We start from the raw sequence: 17,711 nt of genomic DNA on the forward strand, positions 1-17,711 counted from the left end.
TTTTTAGAAAATACCTTGAGCAAGCATTGCATCAGCCACTTTTACAAAACCTGCAATATTGGCACCATCAACATAGTTGACAGTCCCGTCTTCTTTAGTACCGTATCTTACACAATTGGCATGAATGTCTTTCATAATTGCATGTAAACGTTCATCGACCTCAGCATGTGTCCAGCTTAAACGAATTGCATTTTGAGACATTTCTAAACCAGATGTTGCTACCCCGCCTGCATTAGATGCTTTTCCTGGCGCATACAAAATTTTAGCTTCGATGAAGTGTTCAACTGCTTCAAGTGTAGATGGCATATTAGCGCCTTCAGCCACACAAATTGCGCCATTTGCAATAAGCGTTTTAGCATCTTCACCTGTTAATTCATTTTGCGTTGCACATGGTAAAGCAATATCGACAGGAATATGCCAAGGAGTTTTTCCTTCAAAATATTCAAAACCATGTTTAGAAGCAAACTCAGAAATTCGACCACGCTTAACGTTTTTCAGCTCCATGACTTCAACAAGCAACTCATCTGTAAAGCCATTTTTTACATAAACTGTGCCGTTTGAGTCAGATAAAGTAACAACTTTTGCCCCTAAGAACATGGCCTTCTCTGCTGCATATTGTGCAACGTTACCAGAGCCAGATACTGAAACAGTTTTACCAGCAAAAGATTGTCCACGTGCTTTGAGCATTTCCTCTGCAAAATAAACCGTACCATAGCCAGTTGCTTCAGGACGCATTAAGCTACCACCAAATGAAATTCCCTTACCGGTAAAGACACAAGCGGTGTCATTACTCAGCTTTTTCATCATGCCTGCCATATAACCGACTTCACGCGCACCCACACCAATATCACCCGCAGGAATATCAGTATTTGGTCCTAAATGGCGATAAAGCTCAATGATTAATGCCTGACAGAATCGCATAATTTCAGCATCAGATTTACCTTTAGGGTTAAAATCTGAACCACCTTTCCCCCCACCCATTGGTAAAGTGGTAAGTGAGTTTTTAAAAGTCTGCTCAAAACCTAAAAATTTTAAAATTGATAGATTGACCGATGGGTGGAAACGCATTCCCCCTTTGAATGGACCAATTGCTGAATTGTATTGAACACGGAAAGCTCGGTTAACTTGAGTCTGACCTTGATCATCCATCCATGAAACACGAAATTGAATCACACGCTCAGGTTCAACTAAGCGTTCTAACAAACCCTGCTCTGCATATTCCGGATTTTTTTCAATAAATGGCCACAAACTCGTCATGACTTCTTCGACAGCTTGTAAGAACTCAGGTTGATGCGGATCACGCGCTTGCACGTAATTCAGGAATTCATTCAGGTTGTTATATTTCAATGCACGGTCCTCAGCATAGTAATGAATTAAATTGGTGCAATACATTATAAAATGCATCATTTAGCAGCAAAATATTAAATCCCTTTCCATCAATTTTAACAATAGTTATTTTAAATTATTTTATTAACCTTAATTATCAAAAACTTATTTTTAGAAAAACTACTTAAAGATAAGAAATAGTCATTTAACTTTTCACTTTTATTGATCTATTATTGTGCAGAATTAGCGACATTTTAGGTCAATTAAAAACCCGATAAATTCGTTAAAATCCATTGACCTTACTTAGCTTTTTCTTCATTATCGCATCGTTTTAACCAAGCTATTTGCCCACTATGAATTCATCTATTTCTCTCATACGCGAGATTGATGCGTTATTACCACAAACACAATGTGGTCTATGTGGATATCGTGATGGATGTCTACCCTACGCAAAGTCGATTGCTGAAGGTGAAGAAGCAAATAAATGTGTTCCAGGTGGACAACCTGTTGCTGATGCACTCGCAAATCTATTAAATCGCTCTCCGTTAATTGCTGAAAGAAGTGTATGGCCTATACAAACAGATGGCCGCCCACAGCGAATGAAGGCAATTATTCGTGAAGATGAATGCATTGGCTGCACCAAATGTATTAGTGCTTGTCCTGTAGATGCTATTATTGGCAGTGGTAAGCTCATGCATACCATCTTGACTGACTTATGTACAGGTTGTGAGTTATGCATTCCACCATGTCCCGTAGATTGCATTGATTTGATTGAAGACACGCAAGCTTTACCAAATGAACAACAACGTACTGCAGAGCAAAATGATTTAAGACAACGTTATTACTCTCACATTCAGCGTGAAGAAAAGCGTCGCAGTCACCGTAAAGGTCCAGTGGTACGTGCTGAAATAGATACTCAACTGTTTGCGCAGTTTTCTCAGGAACTTGATGAATTACCTTCAATTGAACTCATTGAGAAACCTAAAGAGACTGTGCCAACTGATGCTAAAACTACAATTGAGTTAGCTAAAATTCGTACACAAATTAAGAAACTGGAAAAACAGCTAGGTGTACGTGAAGATGCTAAAAAACGTCTTCAACTCGAAGAACTACAACAGCAACTCATGCAATTACAGGAGGTCTGAATGGCTGTCAAAAATATGACGAAAAAGCAGATTCAAATTTTCTTTGAACGCCTTCGTGAACAACGGCCCTCTCCTCAAACCGAGTTAAAATACTCATCTTCTTTTGAGTTACTCATTGCAGTTATGTTGTCAGCTCAAGCAACCGACGTGAGTGTGAATAAGGCAACTGATAAACTTTACCCTGTGGCTAATACAGCCGAAAAAATCTACAACTTAGGCGTAGATGGATTAAAGGAATATATTAAAACAATTGGCCTTTACAACGCTAAAGCCGACAATGTCATTAAGACCTGTAAGATTTTAATGGAACAATTTAACGGAGAAGTTCCAAGCAACAGAAAAGACTTGGAAGCTTTACCGGGTGTCGGACGTAAAACCGCAAATGTTGTTTTAAATACAGCTTTTGGACAACCGACTATGGCTGTCGATACCCATATTTTCCGAGTGGGAAATCGAACTGGTTTAGCCGTAGGTAAAAATGTACTTGAAGTTGAACACCGTTTAATTAAGGTCATTCCTAAAGAATTTATTTTAGATTCACATCACTGGCTCATATTGCATGGCCGCTATTGTTGTATCGCCCGTAAACCTAAATGTGCTGAATGTGTAGTTGCAGATGTTTGCAACTGGCCTGATCGCTTTGAATTTGGTGCACAAAAGCAAATTGCTATTAAAAATATTGAAGCTTAAAAATATGGTTGGGTATAGGTAATATACCCAGTCAATCTTACTTTAGACGTTTTTTCTCGTTACGCCCTTCTTTTGCTTGTTTTTGTACCTGTCTAAGCATTTTATAGCTCTGATAACTTAAAAATATAACGAGTGCCAGACTTAGCAATACCACCAAAATCAATATGATTTTCATATTGTTCTCCTGCACTGAATGAAAGAAAAGAGCCCTCACAAAGAGGGCTCATTATCACAAACAATATTAAATTATTTGTCTAAGATGTTGAACAAATCTTTTTGTACATCTTCAATTGTACGCAAGCCATCAAGCTTGTCATAAGTCGGTGCGTTCTCACCAGATGCAGCACGGCTTTGATAGAATCCAACCAATTGCTCAGTTTCTGTATGATAAGAAGCTAAACGTTTACGGATTGTTTCTTCTTGGTCATCTGGACGTTGAACAAGATCTTCACCAGTTTCATCATCTTTACCTTCCACTTTAGGTGGATTGTAAACTGTATGATAAACACGGCCAGAAGCTGGATGCTGACGACGACCAGAAAGACGTTGTACGATTTCTTCGTCAGGAACATCAATTTCAATCACGTGATCAATGTTAATCCCTTCTTTTTCCAAAGCTTCAGCTTGTGGAATCGTACGTGGGAAACCATCGAAAATGCAGCCATTTACACAGTCAGGCTGAGCAATACGTTCTTTTACTAAACCGATAATAAGTTCATCTGAAACCAAACCACCAGATTCCATTACACTTTTAGCTTTTAGACCTAATTCAGTACCTTCACGAATTGCAGCACGGAGCATATCACCGGTTGAAATTTGTGGGACATTGTAGCGCTTACAGATCAACTGAGCCTGAGTCCCTTTGCCTGCTCCAGGTGGTCCGAGTAAAATAATGCGCATAAAAAACATCCTCATTTAAAACAATGAATATGAAGTCCGGCAGAAAAAGTCTCGTTAATCTTCAATAGATCCTGCCCGACGTCGAATTATAAGAAAGCCACAAACAAATGTATTGTACCAGCAATAAATCCGGTTACCCCACCTAGTACAATAAGAATCCACTCATCCTCCTGAAATGCAGGACGCAATAAATTCTGAAACTCTTTTGGTGTCAGTTCGCGAATACGCTCTTTAAACATTTGAAAAATCTTCTGTGCCCGGCTTGCGTTCAGCGCTGGGTCACATACGGGTCCCATCGTAATTTCAATTGATCGATCAATCAAGTCCGTCTTTAATCTTGCGTACTCTCTTGGCCCTAAAGAAAGCTGTAAAGATGTACGAACTAACGGTGTTTCCATAATTTCGTTAATATGACGCTTCACAATGCGGCGAGTTTTATCTTTACGCGGCCCATACATCATTTCGGTCATAATCGATTTTAACGTAATTAAATCTTCTGTTACTACGCTTGAAAACACATCAGAGACTTCCTCTTGACGCTTCATGAAAGCACCTTGGAAATTATAAGTCCCAATTCGAAGAACAGGTACAATCCAAGGGAACTTACGATCTTTTGTTAGTCTAAAAATCTGTGGGTAACGAATATAATGTGGTTCAATCGGATTAAATACCATCCAGATCGCAATCCAGTTCGTTAAAAAGCCCCAAATTGAAGCCCAAAACGGTACAGTCCAGTGCCAAGGTACGACAAACCAAACAATCATTTGGAAAATACCAAAGAACATTCCAATTAAAGCACTAATATGCCAAATAAAGTTGATTTCTTTTTGCCCAACTTTTAAGAACATACGTACCATTAAACGGCGGTCACCTTCCATTTGGCTCACTACCATTTCACGCATATTAACCAGTGACTCGACGTTCATGGTCAGCTCAGTCACTAATTCTCTTAATACCCCTGGTAATTGTTTATGCGCCTGCGCATAAATACGGCGTTTAATCGAATAAGGTAAATTTTCCCAAAGAACAGCATTACGATCGATCATGACTTCATCAATCAGATGTTCAAGTTCAAATCCAACCTGCTCACCAATAATGCGTGCCATATCTTCAGGGTCCATTGCCTCTAAAAATTCACGCAATGAACCTAACTTAGATAATGTATTGTCAGTAATAATACCCGAGATACGTCCAGCTTTACGTGGCACAATACCTTGCCAACCTACTGGTAATGGACCTAAATGGAATCCCCAAAATTTAATTGGGTAAAACACCATTTTCAAAGCCATCCAAACGTGTGCCCATGTAACAAAGGCAGTGACTGGAATGATACTCAAAACGGCCCAAAAATCAGGTCTGTGTAAAAAGGTCTGCCACAATCCGCTGACGTACTCTAACATGTAAGACTCTCGTATTTATTTGTGCTCTGCTTATGGCGAGTTAACGATAAACTGCTTTGTTTTATAAACCAAAACTTAGAGAATAAGAAAATTGAATCTGTGGTTTAGTATCCGCAGCAACTGCCCCATTCTGGTCAGTTAGTTTTTCCGCCGCGCCAATACCCACACTAAAAGTACTAATTCTTTCTGAATTCAACAATACATAGGCCAAATCGACACCAGCGCCTAAACGGGATTTATAATCACCATCGACCTCTTTACTATCGAGATGCCCAGCATAAAAACCAATATAGTAACCATTTTTATCTGTGCCAGTAAGATAATACGGATATCGAAACCCGACTTGGCCACCAGCAGTTTTGTCACCATTCAAAAATGCGCCAACTTTGGCATAGGCAATACCATAAGGGTTTACCCATTCGCCGTTTAAATGTAATAATTTTTGTGTAAAACCGGCACCCACATTCCACGTAGATGCAGTATGGCCTGCTAATTTTGCTTCTGGAAGAAACGAATAGTCTTGAGCATGAGCCCAACTACTTACCGTCAAAACTGCAAGTAAGGGATAAATTTTTCTCATTATTTTCTCCATTTTCCCTAATCGTATGGTGAGAACAACCCTATTCTATTGAATGAGAGACTTTAACAGAATTATTTTGCTTCTTATATACAAGTATCTACAATTTTGTTGTCTGCAAAGTCAAAACGTATCTTATCGAAATGCACGGAAACTTTGAAAATTATGCAATATTTTAAGCGCTCTTGCGTTAGAATAAGCAGCTATTTTTCTACCCTATGTCATTAAGTCGATCCTTATGAAGCAGCACTTTCCTTTAAAAGATATCCAGCAAGAAAAGCGCATTTATCGAGGACGAATCTTTTTTGCCGTAGGTCTTGTTATCGTTTGCTTATTAGTGCTGATTAGCCGATACGCTTATCTGCAAATTTTTCACTACGACGAATTTTCTACAGCATCTGATAAAAACCGAATTCGCTTGCAACCACTTCCACCTGCTCGTGGTTATATCTATGACCGAAATGGTGTATTACTGGCAGATAACTATCCTGTTTTTACAGCAACTTTAAGTAAAACCGATGTAGAAGATGTGGATGGTGTTGTTGAGCAGCTACAGCCTATTTTAGATTTAACACAAGAAGATATTGACCGTTTCAAAAGTCGTATAAAAACTGCTCGAAAAACTGAACGTGTCGCAATTAAACTTAATCTAACCGAAGCCAATATTGCCAAGTTCAGTGAAGCTAAATATAAATTTCCCGGCGTAAGAATCGAAACACAGATGACCCGTTACTATCCACACGGTGAGTTATTTGCTCATGTGATTGGTTATGTAGGGCGTATTAACGATAAAGAATTAAAAAGTATTGATAAAGATTTATATGCTGGAACCAACCTGATTGGAAAGATTGGCGTTGAGAAAAGCTATGAAGATTTGCTACACGGAACACCAGGTTATGAATCTGTTGAAGCAGATGCTCACAGTAACATATTGCGCCATTTAGGCCGTAAAGATCCTACTCGTGGCAATGACCTCTATTTATCTTTAGATTATGGTTTACAGGTTGTTGCATCTCAACAGCTCGCAGGCCGTCGTGGTGCCATTGTTGCTATCGATCCTCGTACGGGTGAAATTCTGGCTTTAGTATCTAGCCCAAGCTTCAACCCTAATTTATTTGTGACGGGTATTAATCATAAAGATTATAGTTCCTTACGGGATAATTTAGATCAACCGCTTTATAACCGTGCGGTACAAGGTGCATACCCTCCAGGTTCTACCATTAAACCAATGGAAGCGATGGGCGGCTTACACTACGGTATTGTAAACTGGTCAACAGCCATTTCTGACCCAGGCTATTTCCACTTACCTGGCGATTCGCATAAGTTCCGCGACTGGAAAAAAACTGGTCACGGTATCGTAAACATGCATAAAGCCATCATTATGTCATGTGACACCTATTTTTATATTCTTGCCCATCAAATGGGTATTGATCAAATGAACCAATGGATGCGTCAATTTGGGTTCGGTCAAAAAACAGGTGTCGATCTACCAAGTGAAAGTGAAGGTCTTTACCCAAATCCTGAATGGAAAATGCGTACTCGCAAAGCCAAATGGATGAAAGGTGAAACGATTTCGGTGAGTATTGGTCAAGGTGCATTTACTGCTACACCGTTACAGCTTGCTATGGCGACTGCAATTACAGCCAATCATGGTTCTCATGTCACCCCTCATGTTTTACGTGCAACGCATGGTGCAAAACCATTTACTGTACGTAATGCACCTGATGGCAAAATCAACTTCAACGGAACAGATGAAGACTGGATTCAAATGCGCGATGCCATGATTGATGTAATTCAATCAGGTACTGGTCGAGGCATTCGTACACCTCTCTATCAAATTGCAGGAAAAACAGGAACTGCGCAGGTTAAAAGTATTGCACAGGGTAAACGCTACAATGAAGCAGCCCTAAGCGAACGCCAACTTGACCATGGTTTATTCGTTGGATTTGCACCAGCTGATAAGCCAGAAATTGCGATTGCCGTGATTTGGGAAAATGGTCGTCATGGTGGTTCTGCTGCTCAACTTGCAAGACCTATTTTTGATTACTGGTTATTAACTCGTAAGAAAAACCCAGTCCGACCAGCAAACCATCAAGTCAATGGTGGACTAATGACCGCTGGAATTAAGCCAGGTGAGCTATCAAGCGGTGGCGAAGTTGCTAGCTCTACTCCAGCATCAGCTACTTCAACTGCACCCGCAGCCTCAACACCACAGGCTACACCAGCTCGCCCTGCAACCAATGAGGTCGATGAATAATGAAGAATCAATTACGCATTATTGGTGGCGAATGGAAAAGACGAGTACTTCCCTTCGCTAGCATTGAGGGCTTACGCCCAACACCAGACAGAGTACGCGAAACTCTGTTTAACTGGCTCATGTGGGATATTCAAAATGCGCATGTACTTGATATTTGCACAGGCTCTGGCGCATTAGGTTTTGAAGCATTGTCGCGTGGTGCTGCATCAGTTTATATGATTGAACCAGACAAAACTCAGGCACGTTTTTTAAAAGATAATGTTGAGCTATTAAAAGCCAAAAACTGTCATTTAATCAATGCGACTGCTCAGCAAGCTTTACCCCGTTTAAAAGAACAGTTTGATGTTGTGTTTTTAGACCCACCTTATAGCCTAGATTTATGGCAAGAACTTTCAAACTTGGCAGAACCCCATATTAAAAAGAATGGGTATATTTATGTTGAAGCTGATCGAGATTTATCTCAACTTCTCCTCCCTTCAACATGGCAACAAGTTAAAACAACGAAAGCTGGTACTGTTCACGCAGGGCTTTATCAAAAAGTAGCTGAATAAAAAAGGTAGCCTAATGCTACCTTTTACTTTCAAAGTTATGACTAACTTAATCCAATCACTGCAACAACTGCTGCACAGGCGCCAACAATTTTTTTGCCATATGGCACATATCGTGTAAGTGCAGCACCCAATGCTAAGCCACCACAATAAATTAAAGCCATAGCTGAAACCATACCCATTACTAATGCAACGACATGGCCTGAGTGTGCTAATTCAACACCATGCGCTATGCCATGAAAGCTTGCAAGCAATGCCGCAGCGATAGGTAAAATCCGATTTGATTTTGTCCATAGTGCAATTGCTGTAACGACTAAAGAAGTAATAATTCCATATTCAGCAACATTTACAGGGACTAAGCCTTGAGCACCGATTAAAAAGCCAATAATGAGGGTTACACTTAAAGTTATGACACCTGCAATTTTCCATTGCTTAGCTGCCGACCAGAGTAGAACACCAAAAGCCAAAGCCATGATTAAATGATCTAAGCCAGTAAATGGATGAATAAAACCCGCTATAAAACCCGAATGTTCATGATCATGTCCTGGGTGTGCCATTGCAAGTGCCGGCAATAATGCAAGGAGCCCTATGCCCCATTTTTTAATGAAGTTCATAATCTCTCCTTAAGCTTTAAACAGCCCTTGCTTCTCGATAAATTGAATGATTTCTTCAAGACCATCTTGGGTTTTCATATTTGAAAATAAGAATGGCTTTTCTCCACGCATCCGTTTCGCATCTTGATCCATCACATCAAGATTCGCACCGACCATTGGTGCAAGGTCTGTTTTATTAATAATCAGTAAATCTGACTTAGTAATACCAGGCCCGCCTTTACGAGGGATTTTTTCTCCGCCTGCGACATCAATCACATATAGAGTTAAATCAGAAAGCTCCGGACTAAATGTTGCAGCTAAATTATCGCCACCGCTTTCAATGATAATAAGCTCCAAGCCTTCGAACTTTTCACACAAATCATCAATTGCAGCCAAGTTAATTGAAGCATCTTCACGAATTGCCGTATGAGGGCAACCACCTGTTTCTACCCCCACAATACGATCTGGCGACATCGCTTCGTTACGGGTTAAAAAGTTTGAATCTTCTTTGGTGTAAATATCATTTGTCACCACAGCCATGTTGTATTTATTACGTAAGGCTAAACATAAATTAAGTGTAAGCGCAGTTTTACCCGAACCTACCGGTCCGCCAATTCCAACTCGTAATGGACTACGTTCTGTCATGATTTTTATCCTTCTTTCCTAAACTTAAGATCTGAATAACCTTGAATATTGTGTTTCGTGTTTCATGCTCAGCATCGCATAACGGGGTAAAGCACTACTCAATTGCTCATCAACAAGTTGCAAAGCTTTTTCCACAGCTTGGGGCACCAAACCATGTAAGTGCCATAAAATTCTTTGTCCAGCCATTTGCCCTAAAGGAACAGTTTTTACTGCTGCTAAAACCTGATTTTCTAAAACGGTAAAGGTATAAGCTGTGAGCACATCAACATCGTTAAGCCCAAGTCGACCACAGAGCTGTGCATAGACAGGCACAAAACCAAACTGCTTTTTAACTTCAACAGGTTTTTTTAAAACATCTCTAATCCACGCATTCAAAGAAAATGCCAGCTGTTGAGACTCTGCCAAAAGCTCTTTAGTTTCACGACTTGCCTTATATAAATTTGCCCAAATCAGAAACTGATCTTGATCATCATGATGTTGCATGAGTCGTTTTAATACGGGTAGCTCAAACCGTACTAACAGCATTTCCAGCACTTCTTCAAAATAAGCAATTGCCGAGGCTTCATCGTGTATTAAGCCAATATCGATGGCTGTTTCTACACCTTGTGAATAGCAATATGCTCCAACTGGCAATGCCGTAGAAGACAATGTCAGCAATTGAAGTAATTGCGCTGCGTTATGAATGGACATGATGCAAAGCTTTGATTGGGCTTAAGCGGTGGTCATGACTATGCTGTGCATAGGCACCACTTTCAGGTTCAAACGGATGATCAGTTTCTGAGACTGCAAGCCCCAGTCCTTCTACCATTTCTGCAAGCACATGATCAGGTTCAAAATATAAAGCAGTAGGCGTCAACATTAATGGCACATGTCTGTTACCTAAGTGATAAGCCGCTTTAAGCAAATCAAAATCGCTTGCTGCCCTAACTTGCATCAAACGTTCAGGCTTTGCATCTACACGTAGTACATCACCTTGTTGAGTTGCAATATATGAACCACTACGCAAAATGCCAGTACGTGGTAAATCAGCGCCAATATCTACACCACTCGCTAAAGTCGCCCGAAAGCGGGATTTTTGGCGGGTATCAAAAGTCAGTTCAACCGTTTCAAATGCTTGATCAGTAGAAATATGTTCAAGGCGTTGTGTATAAATTTTCATTTAGCTCTTCTCTCCTTATTTATTTCATTCATGTTGTATAAATTAATGAGGTAATTCACCTCGATAAAACTCATCAGAACAAGAAATAACGCTGAGCCATGGGTAATACATCAGCAGGTTCACACGTTAATAACTCACCATCAGCTCGTACCTCGTAAGTCTCGGGATGTACATGCATGACAGGGCAATATGTGTTGTGTTTCATGTCAGTTTTGCTAATTTCGCGTGTGTTTTTACACGGACTAATTAGCTTCTTCAGGTTTAATTTTTCAGCAACTTTTTCATCAATCGCTGCTTGAGATAAAAAGGTAATGCAAGTGTTATGTACACCACGTGGATAGGCACCAAACATTGGACGGTAATGCACTGGTTGAGGGGTTGGAATTGAAGCATTAATATCACCCATCGGTGCTGCTGCAATCATGCCACCTTTAATAATCATCGAAGGTTTCACACCAAAAAAGGCTGGCTTCCATAACACTAAATCAGCAAGTTTCCCGACTTCAATCGAACCGATTTCATGACTTAGGCCATGGGTAATTGCTGGATTAATCGTATATTTAGCAATGTAGCGTTTAACCCGATTATTATCATGAAACTCATTATCACCCTCTAAAGGACCACGTTGAATTTTCATTTTATGGGCAGTTTGCCAAGTACGTAAAATCACTTCACCTACGCGTCCCATCGCCTGAGAGTCCGATGACATCATGGCAATTGCGCCTAAGTCTTGCAGAATATCTTCGGCTGCAATGGTTTCACGGCGAATACGACTTTCTGCAAAAGCGATATCTTCAGCAATTGCTGGGTCTAAATGATGGCAAACCATGAGCATATCTAAATGCTCATCAATGGTATTAATGGTATAAGGTCGCGTTGGATTAGTAGAAGACGGCAATACGTTACTTTGCCCAATCGCTTTTAAAATGTCAGGTGCATGCCCACCACCCGCACCTTCGGTATGGTATGTATGAATCGTACGATTTTTAAATGCAGCTAGAGTTTCTTCTAAAAAACCGCTTTCATTTAAAGTATCTGTATGAATCGCTACCTGCACATCAAACTCGTCCGCCACACTCAAGCAGTTATCAATAGCAGCAGGTGTTGAACCCCAATCCTCATGCAGCTTTAAGCCAATTACTCCAGCTTTAATTTGCTCACGAATTGGGTCAGGTAAACTCAAATTTCCTTTGCCTAATAGACCAATATTCATGGGCAAATCATCAATGGCCTGTAACATAGTAGCAATATGCCAAGGCCCTGGAGTTACTGTCGTTGCAGAGGTTCCGGCTGCTGGTCCTGTACCGCCACCGACCATGGTTGTTGTACCTGACATTAACGCAGTTTCAACTTGTTGAGGACAAATCCAGTGAATGTGGGTATCAATACCACCTGCTGTTAGAATTTGTCCTTCACCCGCAATCACTTCTGTTGCAGCCCCTAAAGGAATCGTAATGTCTGGTTGAATATCTGGATTTCCAGCTTTTCCTATTTTCCAAATTCGGCCATTTTTTAAGCCAACATCAGCTTTTACGATTCCCCACCAATCCACAATTAGAGCATTGGTGATAACCGTATCAGCAACTTCATCAGCTAAAAGCTGTGATTGCCCCATCCCGTCACGAATAACTTTTCCACCACCAAATTTAACTTCTTCACCATAAGTCGTTAAATCTTGCTCAACCTCAATAAAGAGCTCTGTATCCGCCAAACGAATACGATCACCAACCGTTGGACCAAACATCTCAGCATATGCACGACGTGACATTTTCATAACTTATTACTCATCTCTTTCATTATCGTTGTTATGTTTAATCTAACTTGCCCATGACGCGACCTGCGAAACCATAAACCTCTCGTTTGCCAACCAAAGCAACAAGCTCCACTTCTCGAGTTTGTCCCGGTTCAAAACGAATTGCTGTACCAGCTGCAATATTCAGTCGAAAACCCTTCGCCATTTCGCGATCAAACTGTAATGCATCATTTGCTTCATAAAAATGAAAATGAGAACCCACCTGAATAGGTCGATCACCAATGTTGGCAACTACAACTTTTAAAGTTTGTCGCCCAACATTCAGTTCAATATCAGCATCTGGAGTAATGATTTCACCGGGGATCATAAGCGTTCCTTTTATACGATTGGCTGATGGACTGTGACTAATTTCGAGCCATCTGGAAAAGTTGCCTCGACCTGGACCTCAGCAATCATTTCTGGCACACCATCCATCACATCTTCGCGCTTTAATAAGGTAGTGCCGTAATGCATCAAATCACTGACCGTCATACCGTCTCGTGCACCTTCAAGTAAAGCTGCTGAAATAAAAGCAATAGCTTCTGGATAATTCAGTTTCAATCCACGCGCTTTACGACGCTCAGCCACTAAACCTGCAGTAAAAATGAGTAACTTATCTTTTTCCGTTGGATTGAGTTCCATTTCTCTTTCCTAAATTGCATTTATATTGTTTAAGCAAAATACGTGCTCAAAAGTAGCATACTTGTATTGACTGTTTTTTAAATACGCAATTTAACGTAACTTAAGTTTTCCAGATTCTTGGAAATTCTTCATCTAAATCAAACCAATAGCGTCTTAATCTTGCCCGTATAGCCGCAAAAGCATCATGACAATGTCGTACATCATTTCCCAGAAAACGAGCCGAAACCACATCATCCAATAATGTTAATGTGACAGGTGCTTGCATACGCATCATCAATTCACGAATGAGTTCTAACTGCTGTTCTAAATAAAAAGCTGAGCGATACTTCTCGGGAGCGACGGCCCAAAAACTTCCCATTACGGCTTGATTATTCATCCCCAAACATGAACTCAGCCAACGATCTCCTCCTTCAAAATACAATGTATCTGCAACCAATAACTTATGTTCTCGCCATAATTTAAACTGGTTGTGATAACTCCCATGAACAAAGCGCTCCGCACGTGCCTGTCGCCCAAGCACCAACATATCCCAGCCAATAAAACTCGCAGCATAATCAAGGTGAATATGAGTTTCTGAATGTGCTAACGCTCCATCAAACAGCATCGTTTCTTGTGGAACCCACTCTAAAATGGACTGATCTTTCACATGCAAGTGAATATGTTGAAAAGCTTGCTTACCATTGGTTTTGTACCATTTCCCTGCACCCGGAGTAGTTACTACCGCATGAGCTTGATCTTTGGTTTCAATTTCAAACGTCAGATGATCTCCTCCTGCAATTCCTGCTGGAGGATGAACAATAATGGCATGACATACACCCGTTCTTTCAGGCCAGAGCATTTTTTGCACCCTAACGGGGCCATGATGCTTTCTATGACTCATTATGGTGCGTGAATTTTCAAAACAAAATCCGAGCTCTAATTGTGCATACCAAAATGGTGCTAAAGAGTTTTTTGAAAACGTTTGTACCTGATTCATTCTGGTTCATATGTTCAAAATAAGTGCTTAAAGTTATAAGCAAAATACGCACCAAATATGAAAATAAGCCCACTGATAAAATTAGATACAATTTTTCGATTTTAATAAGTTAAAAAATCATCAATGTCTAACATAAAACCACAGTAACTTATGGAATTGTTTATACAATAGCGCCCACCGTTGCTTCTATACTTGCTCTCCATGAAACTTTTTTTCGTGTTAACCCCACTTGTCTTTTTAACTGGGTGTATTTTTGGCCAATCTAGTGAGGTCAAACGTGCAGAAAAAATCCTGCACAATTTCGAATGTAAAAATGTTGAGACAAGCCAGCTTGCGACAAGCTCGATTAATTCTTATTACCAGCAATCTTTAGCGGTAAGCAAAGAAAAAGCAACTTCATACGTAGAAAGCTACAAAAATGGTGAAGAATTATTCGACATGCCGCTAGATGAAGTTTTAAAGCAACAATACCAACTCTATAAATCAGCATGTGACTCTCTAGGTGGAGTTTCAGCGCAACCCTAATTTATAAGGTATTCATTAAATCGTTTTAGTGGATACCTGCTTTTTATTTTTGTTTTAATAATTATTCCAAAATTTACTCACTTTACCTTTTGTTAAAATTAAATTACATACTTAAACTTTTATTAAGCTCTTATATTTCATAGCCTGTTATTTGCTTTTTTATTTATTTTCCGAGGTTTAGATCATCATGAAAAAAACATTATTATCAGTTGCACTTGTAAGTGCCCTTCTTGTTGCTTGTAGCAAAAACGAAAATAAAGCCGATACAACGACACAAGCCTCTACTCCAGCACAAACTACTGAAGCGAATAACAATGCAGTAGATACTGCTCATACAGCTGAAAACTCACTAGATTGGAATGGCACATATAAAGGCACTCTTCCATGTGCGGACTGTGAAGGCATCAAAACTGATTTAGAGTTAAAAGATGATAAAACTTATGAATTGACTGAAACTTATCTTGGCAAAGGTGATAAGAAACCATTTGAAACCCATGGTACATTTACTTTTGACAAAGATAATACTTCAGTCATTACGTTAGATGATAAAGGACAAAACCGTAAATTTTTTATTGGTGAAAATACGGCAACTGCTTTAGATATGGAAGGTAAGAAAATTGAAGGCTCTTTAGCTGAGCATTATGTTTTGAAAAAATAATTATTTTTAATATAAAAAAACCCGCTCATGTGAGCGGGTTTTCTTTTGAAATCAATTCTTAGTGAGCTGCGAATTGGTTCATTGTGTTTTTAGCATCATCATGTGCTTTAAGAGCGTTGTCACCAGAGAAGATTTCTTTGTGATCATCACCGATGTCAGAACCCGCCATTGCTTGGTGTTTAACACAAGCGATACCACCACGGATTTCTTTACGTTGTACGCCAGCAACATAAGCCAACATACCTTCAGAACCGAAGTAACCTTGTGCAAGCTCATGTGTAGAAAGAGCAGCAGTATGGTAAGTCGGAAGTGTGATCAAGTGATGGAACACACCCGCTTCACGAGAAGCATCTGCTTGGAATGTACGGATCTTAGCATCTGCATCAGCAGCTAATTCAGTATTATCATATTCAGCGCTCATTAATTTAGCACGGTCATATGCAGAAACGTCTTTACCTTCAGCAACCCAACGGTCGTAAGCTTGTTGACGGAAGTTTAAAGTCCAGTTGAATGATGGGCTGTTGTTATAAACAAGCTTAGCATTTGGAACAACTTCTTTAACACGGTTAACCATGTGTGCGATTTCTTCTACGTTTGGAGTCGCAGTTTCGATCCAAAGAAGGTCAGCACCATTTTGAAGGCTAGATACACAGTCAAGTACAACACGGTCAATTTGCGTGTCAGCACGGAACTGATATAAACCAGAAGCTAAACGCTTAGGACGGTGTAATTTACCATTACGTTTGATCAAGATTTCGTCTTCTTGAGCATCAGCAATGTCAATTTCAACAGTATCTAAGTAGCTGATGTATTGAGAAGCAATGTCACCTGGCTCTTTAACCACTGGGATTTTTTGAGTCAAGTCAGCGCCTTCAGAGTCAGTACGCGCAACGATAATACCGTCATCAAGACCCATCTCTAAGAATGCATAACGTAATGCATGGATTTTAGCGATGAAGTCTTCGTGTGGAACAGTTACTTTACCAGCTTGGTGACCACATTGTTTAGCATCAGATACTTGGTTTTCGATTTGAAGCGCACAAGCACCAGCTTCAATCATCTTACGAGCAAGTAAGTAAGTCGCTTCTTCGTTACCGAAACCAGCATCGATGTCAGCAATAATTGGCACAATGTGAGTTTGGAAGCCGTCGATTTGAGCAGTGATTTCAGCAGCTTTAGCAGTATCACCAGCTTCGTTTGCTTTTTTAAGCGCACGGAATAAATCGTTTAATTCTTTTGCGTCAGCTTGACGTAAGAAAGTGTAGATTTCTTCGATTAATGCAGGTACTGAAGTTTTTTCGTGCATAGATTGGTCAGGAAGTGGACCAAATTCTGAACGAAGAGCAGCAACCATCCAACCAGAAAGGTAGATATAGCGACGTTCAGTCGTACCGAAGTATTTTTTGTTCGCAATCATTTTTTGTTGTGCGATAAAACCGTGCCAGCAACCTAATGATTGAGTATATTTGCTAGAGTCAGCATCATAAGCAGCCATATCACGACGCATAATCGCAGCTGTATATTTAGCAATATCTAAACCAGTTTTGAATTGGTTTTGCATTTGCATACGTGCAGCATCTTCTGGGCTAATATCGCGCCAAGTGCTACCGAATTTTGCTTTTAGTTCGCGGATTGCATCAATCGCTGTTTGATATGTAGTCATGATATTGTCCTGTATTCATTTTAGGATTTCATCGATTGAAGCCTAGAGTCATGTACTTAAATTTCTTATGACACCAGCTGCTTCGTCATGAACACAGCTTAGACTTAGCCAATCAATTAATCCAATATCCTTTATTAATCTTCAGTATTTATTTAAAAAATATACCGATAAATCGATATTATAGATAAAACCAAAAACATTAACACTTTGTTTAT

20 protein-coding genes are annotated in these 17,711 nt (G+C 39.9%); 6 read left to right on the forward strand and 14 right to left on the reverse strand.

Annotation, left to right across the window (positions count from 1 at the left end):
- Positions 1 to 3: 3 nt before the first annotated feature.
- Positions 4 to 1,407: an NADP-specific glutamate dehydrogenase gene (gene gdhA, locus I7H67_RS00820; protein WP_198306845.1), complete on the reverse strand. Its 1,404-nt coding sequence runs from the start codon at positions 1,405 to 1,407 to the stop codon at positions 4 to 6.
- A gap of 272 nt (positions 1,408 to 1,679) precedes the next feature.
- On the opposite strand from gdhA, the gene I7H67_RS00825 reads away from it, so the two are divergent.
- The gene (locus I7H67_RS00825; protein ID WP_198306846.1) at positions 1,680 to 2,471 is read left to right on the forward strand and encodes an RnfABCDGE type electron transport complex subunit B; all 792 of its coding nucleotides are present in this window, start codon (positions 1,680 to 1,682) and stop codon (positions 2,469 to 2,471) included.
- Entirely contained in the window at positions 2,472 to 3,161 is a 690-nt protein-coding gene (nth, locus tag I7H67_RS00830) for an endonuclease III (protein ID WP_198306847.1), read from the forward strand.
- Between the two features lie 37 nt (positions 3,162 to 3,198).
- Here the strand turns inward: nth and I7H67_RS19825 are convergent, their stop codons facing one another.
- The 4 genes from I7H67_RS19825 to I7H67_RS00850 all read right to left on the reverse strand — a co-directional run bounded on the left by I7H67_RS19825 (position 3,199) and on the right by I7H67_RS00850 (position 6,041).
- Positions 3,199 to 3,336: a hypothetical protein gene (locus I7H67_RS19825; protein ID WP_013198601.1), complete on the reverse strand. Its 138-nt coding sequence runs from the start codon at positions 3,334 to 3,336 to the stop codon at positions 3,199 to 3,201.
- 71 nt (positions 3,337 to 3,407) lie between these two features.
- Complete coding sequence (gene adk / locus I7H67_RS00840) at positions 3,408 to 4,061, reverse strand: adenylate kinase (RefSeq protein WP_005303386.1); 654 nt, start codon at positions 4,059 to 4,061, stop codon at positions 3,408 to 3,410.
- A gap of 86 nt (positions 4,062 to 4,147) precedes the next feature.
- Entirely contained in the window at positions 4,148 to 5,461 is a 1,314-nt protein-coding gene (locus tag I7H67_RS00845; protein ID WP_004793941.1) for a membrane protein, read from the reverse strand.
- Positions 5,462 to 5,522: 61 nt separating this feature from the next.
- Complete coding sequence (locus I7H67_RS00850; RefSeq protein WP_004793942.1) at positions 5,523 to 6,041, reverse strand: hypothetical protein; 519 nt, start codon at positions 6,039 to 6,041, stop codon at positions 5,523 to 5,525.
- Positions 6,042 to 6,276: 235 nt separating this feature from the next.
- On the opposite strand from I7H67_RS00850, the gene mrdA reads away from it, so the two are divergent.
- On the forward strand, positions 6,277 to 8,295 hold the full coding sequence (gene mrdA, locus I7H67_RS00855) for a penicillin-binding protein 2 (protein WP_191899604.1): 2,019 nt from the start codon (positions 6,277 to 6,279) through the stop codon (positions 8,293 to 8,295).
- Positions 8,295 to 8,846 carry a 16S rRNA (guanine(966)-N(2))-methyltransferase RsmD gene (rsmD, locus tag I7H67_RS00860; RefSeq protein WP_198306848.1) on the forward strand — a complete coding sequence of 184 codons (552 nt, stop codon included), beginning with the start codon at positions 8,295 to 8,297 and terminating at the stop codon, positions 8,844 to 8,846. The genes mrdA and rsmD overlap by 1 nt, the downstream gene beginning before the upstream one ends.
- 41 nt (positions 8,847 to 8,887) lie before the next feature.
- On the opposite strand, the gene I7H67_RS00865 is transcribed toward rsmD, so the two are convergent.
- From I7H67_RS00865 to I7H67_RS00900, 8 genes are all read right to left on the reverse strand, one after another.
- Positions 8,888 to 9,457 carry a HupE/UreJ family protein gene (locus I7H67_RS00865; RefSeq protein ID WP_198306849.1) on the reverse strand — a complete coding sequence of 190 codons (570 nt, stop codon included), beginning with the start codon at positions 9,455 to 9,457 and terminating at the stop codon, positions 8,888 to 8,890.
- Positions 9,458 to 9,466: 9 nt separating this feature from the next.
- Positions 9,467 to 10,081, reverse strand: a complete 615-nt coding sequence (ureG, locus tag I7H67_RS00870) for an urease accessory protein UreG (RefSeq protein ID WP_002117800.1) — start codon at positions 10,079 to 10,081, stop codon at positions 9,467 to 9,469.
- Between the two features lie 24 nt (positions 10,082 to 10,105).
- Positions 10,106 to 10,771 carry an urease accessory protein UreF gene (locus tag I7H67_RS00875; protein ID WP_016138901.1) on the reverse strand — a complete coding sequence of 222 codons (666 nt, stop codon included), beginning with the start codon at positions 10,769 to 10,771 and terminating at the stop codon, positions 10,106 to 10,108.
- A complete protein-coding gene (gene ureE, locus I7H67_RS00880) occupies positions 10,758 to 11,240 on the reverse strand; it encodes an urease accessory protein UreE (RefSeq protein WP_198306850.1) in 483 nt (160 codons plus the stop codon). Before ureE ends, I7H67_RS00875 begins: the two co-directional genes overlap by 14 nt.
- A 73-nt stretch (positions 11,241 to 11,313) precedes the next feature.
- The gene (gene ureC / locus I7H67_RS00885; protein WP_005303373.1) at positions 11,314 to 13,014 is read right to left on the reverse strand and encodes an urease subunit alpha; all 1,701 of its coding nucleotides are present in this window, start codon (positions 13,012 to 13,014) and stop codon (positions 11,314 to 11,316) included.
- A gap of 37 nt (positions 13,015 to 13,051) precedes the next feature.
- Positions 13,052 to 13,360: an urease subunit beta gene (locus I7H67_RS00890; RefSeq protein WP_013198608.1), complete on the reverse strand. Its 309-nt coding sequence runs from the start codon at positions 13,358 to 13,360 to the stop codon at positions 13,052 to 13,054.
- 11 nt (positions 13,361 to 13,371) lie between these two features.
- Positions 13,372 to 13,674: an urease subunit gamma gene (gene ureA / locus I7H67_RS00895; protein WP_002117495.1), complete on the reverse strand. Its 303-nt coding sequence runs from the start codon at positions 13,672 to 13,674 to the stop codon at positions 13,372 to 13,374.
- A gap of 100 nt (positions 13,675 to 13,774) precedes the next feature.
- Positions 13,775 to 14,650: an urease accessory protein UreD gene (locus tag I7H67_RS00900; protein ID WP_198306851.1), complete on the reverse strand. Its 876-nt coding sequence runs from the start codon at positions 14,648 to 14,650 to the stop codon at positions 13,775 to 13,777.
- Positions 14,651 to 14,851: 201 nt separating this feature from the next.
- On the opposite strand from I7H67_RS00900, the gene I7H67_RS00905 reads away from it, so the two are divergent.
- Positions 14,852 to 15,175 (forward strand): hypothetical protein, encoded by a 324-nt coding sequence (locus I7H67_RS00905; RefSeq protein WP_005042208.1) that lies wholly within the window; start codon positions 14,852 to 14,854, stop codon positions 15,173 to 15,175.
- A 187-nt stretch (positions 15,176 to 15,362) separates the two neighbouring features.
- Positions 15,363 to 15,833 carry a copper resistance protein NlpE gene (locus I7H67_RS00910; RefSeq protein WP_192836516.1) on the forward strand — a complete coding sequence of 157 codons (471 nt, stop codon included), beginning with the start codon at positions 15,363 to 15,365 and terminating at the stop codon, positions 15,831 to 15,833.
- A 58-nt stretch (positions 15,834 to 15,891) separates the two neighbouring features.
- Here I7H67_RS00910 and I7H67_RS00915 read toward each other — a convergent pair whose 3' ends face one another.
- Positions 15,892 to 17,496, reverse strand: coding sequence for an isocitrate lyase (locus I7H67_RS00915; protein WP_005303365.1), 1,605 nt, complete (start codon positions 17,494 to 17,496; stop codon positions 15,892 to 15,894).
- Positions 17,497 to 17,711: the final 215 nt, after the last annotated feature.

Source organism: Acinetobacter sp. ACIN00229 (genome assembly GCF_016106645.1).
In the GTDB taxonomy this organism is placed as follows: Bacteria; Pseudomonadota; Gammaproteobacteria; order Pseudomonadales; family Moraxellaceae; genus Acinetobacter; species Acinetobacter oleivorans.

What these genes read in the sequence shown, in the direction of transcription:
- rsmD (WP_198306848.1), top strand. Translation starts at nt 8,295, where the DNA reads ATGAAGAATCAATTACGCATTATTGGTGGCGAATGGAAAAGACGAGTA.
- I7H67_RS00905 (WP_005042208.1), top strand. Translation starts at nt 14,852, where the DNA reads ATGAAACTTTTTTTCGTGTTAACCCCACTTGTCTTTTTAACTGGGTGT.
- I7H67_RS00890 (WP_013198608.1), bottom strand. Translation starts at nt 13,360, where the DNA reads ATGATCCCCGGTGAAATCATTACTCCAGATGCTGATATTGAACTGAAT.
- ureE (WP_198306850.1), bottom strand. Translation starts at nt 11,240, where the DNA reads ATGAAAATTTATACACAACGCCTTGAACATATTTCTACTGATCAAGCA.
- mrdA (WP_191899604.1), top strand. Translation starts at nt 6,277, where the DNA reads ATGAAGCAGCACTTTCCTTTAAAAGATATCCAGCAAGAAAAGCGCATT.
- ureA (WP_002117495.1), bottom strand. Translation starts at nt 13,674, where the DNA reads ATGGAACTCAATCCAACGGAAAAAGATAAGTTACTCATTTTTACTGCA.
- nth (WP_198306847.1), top strand. Translation starts at nt 2,472, where the DNA reads ATGGCTGTCAAAAATATGACGAAAAAGCAGATTCAAATTTTCTTTGAA.
- ureG (WP_002117800.1), bottom strand. Translation starts at nt 10,081, where the DNA reads ATGACAGAACGTAGTCCATTACGAGTTGGAATTGGCGGACCGGTAGGT.
- I7H67_RS00910 (WP_192836516.1), top strand. Translation starts at nt 15,363, where the DNA reads ATGAAAAAAACATTATTATCAGTTGCACTTGTAAGTGCCCTTCTTGTT.
- gdhA (WP_198306845.1), bottom strand. Translation starts at nt 1,407, where the DNA reads ATGATGCATTTTATAATGTATTGCACCAATTTAATTCATTACTATGCT.
- I7H67_RS19825 (WP_013198601.1), bottom strand. Translation starts at nt 3,336, where the DNA reads ATGAAAATCATATTGATTTTGGTGGTATTGCTAAGTCTGGCACTCGTT.
- I7H67_RS00845 (WP_004793941.1), bottom strand. Translation starts at nt 5,461, where the DNA reads ATGTTAGAGTACGTCAGCGGATTGTGGCAGACCTTTTTACACAGACCT.
- I7H67_RS00900 (WP_198306851.1), bottom strand. Translation starts at nt 14,650, where the DNA reads ATGAATCAGGTACAAACGTTTTCAAAAAACTCTTTAGCACCATTTTGG.
- adk (WP_005303386.1), bottom strand. Translation starts at nt 4,061, where the DNA reads ATGCGCATTATTTTACTCGGACCACCTGGAGCAGGCAAAGGGACTCAG.
- I7H67_RS00850 (WP_004793942.1), bottom strand. Translation starts at nt 6,041, where the DNA reads ATGAGAAAAATTTATCCCTTACTTGCAGTTTTGACGGTAAGTAGTTGG.
- ureC (WP_005303373.1), bottom strand. Translation starts at nt 13,014, where the DNA reads ATGAAAATGTCACGTCGTGCATATGCTGAGATGTTTGGTCCAACGGTT.
- I7H67_RS00915 (WP_005303365.1), bottom strand. Translation starts at nt 17,496, where the DNA reads ATGACTACATATCAAACAGCGATTGATGCAATCCGCGAACTAAAAGCA.
- I7H67_RS00865 (WP_198306849.1), bottom strand. Translation starts at nt 9,457, where the DNA reads ATGAACTTCATTAAAAAATGGGGCATAGGGCTCCTTGCATTATTGCCG.
- I7H67_RS00875 (WP_016138901.1), bottom strand. Translation starts at nt 10,771, where the DNA reads ATGTCCATTCATAACGCAGCGCAATTACTTCAATTGCTGACATTGTCT.
- I7H67_RS00825 (WP_198306846.1), top strand. Translation starts at nt 1,680, where the DNA reads ATGAATTCATCTATTTCTCTCATACGCGAGATTGATGCGTTATTACCA.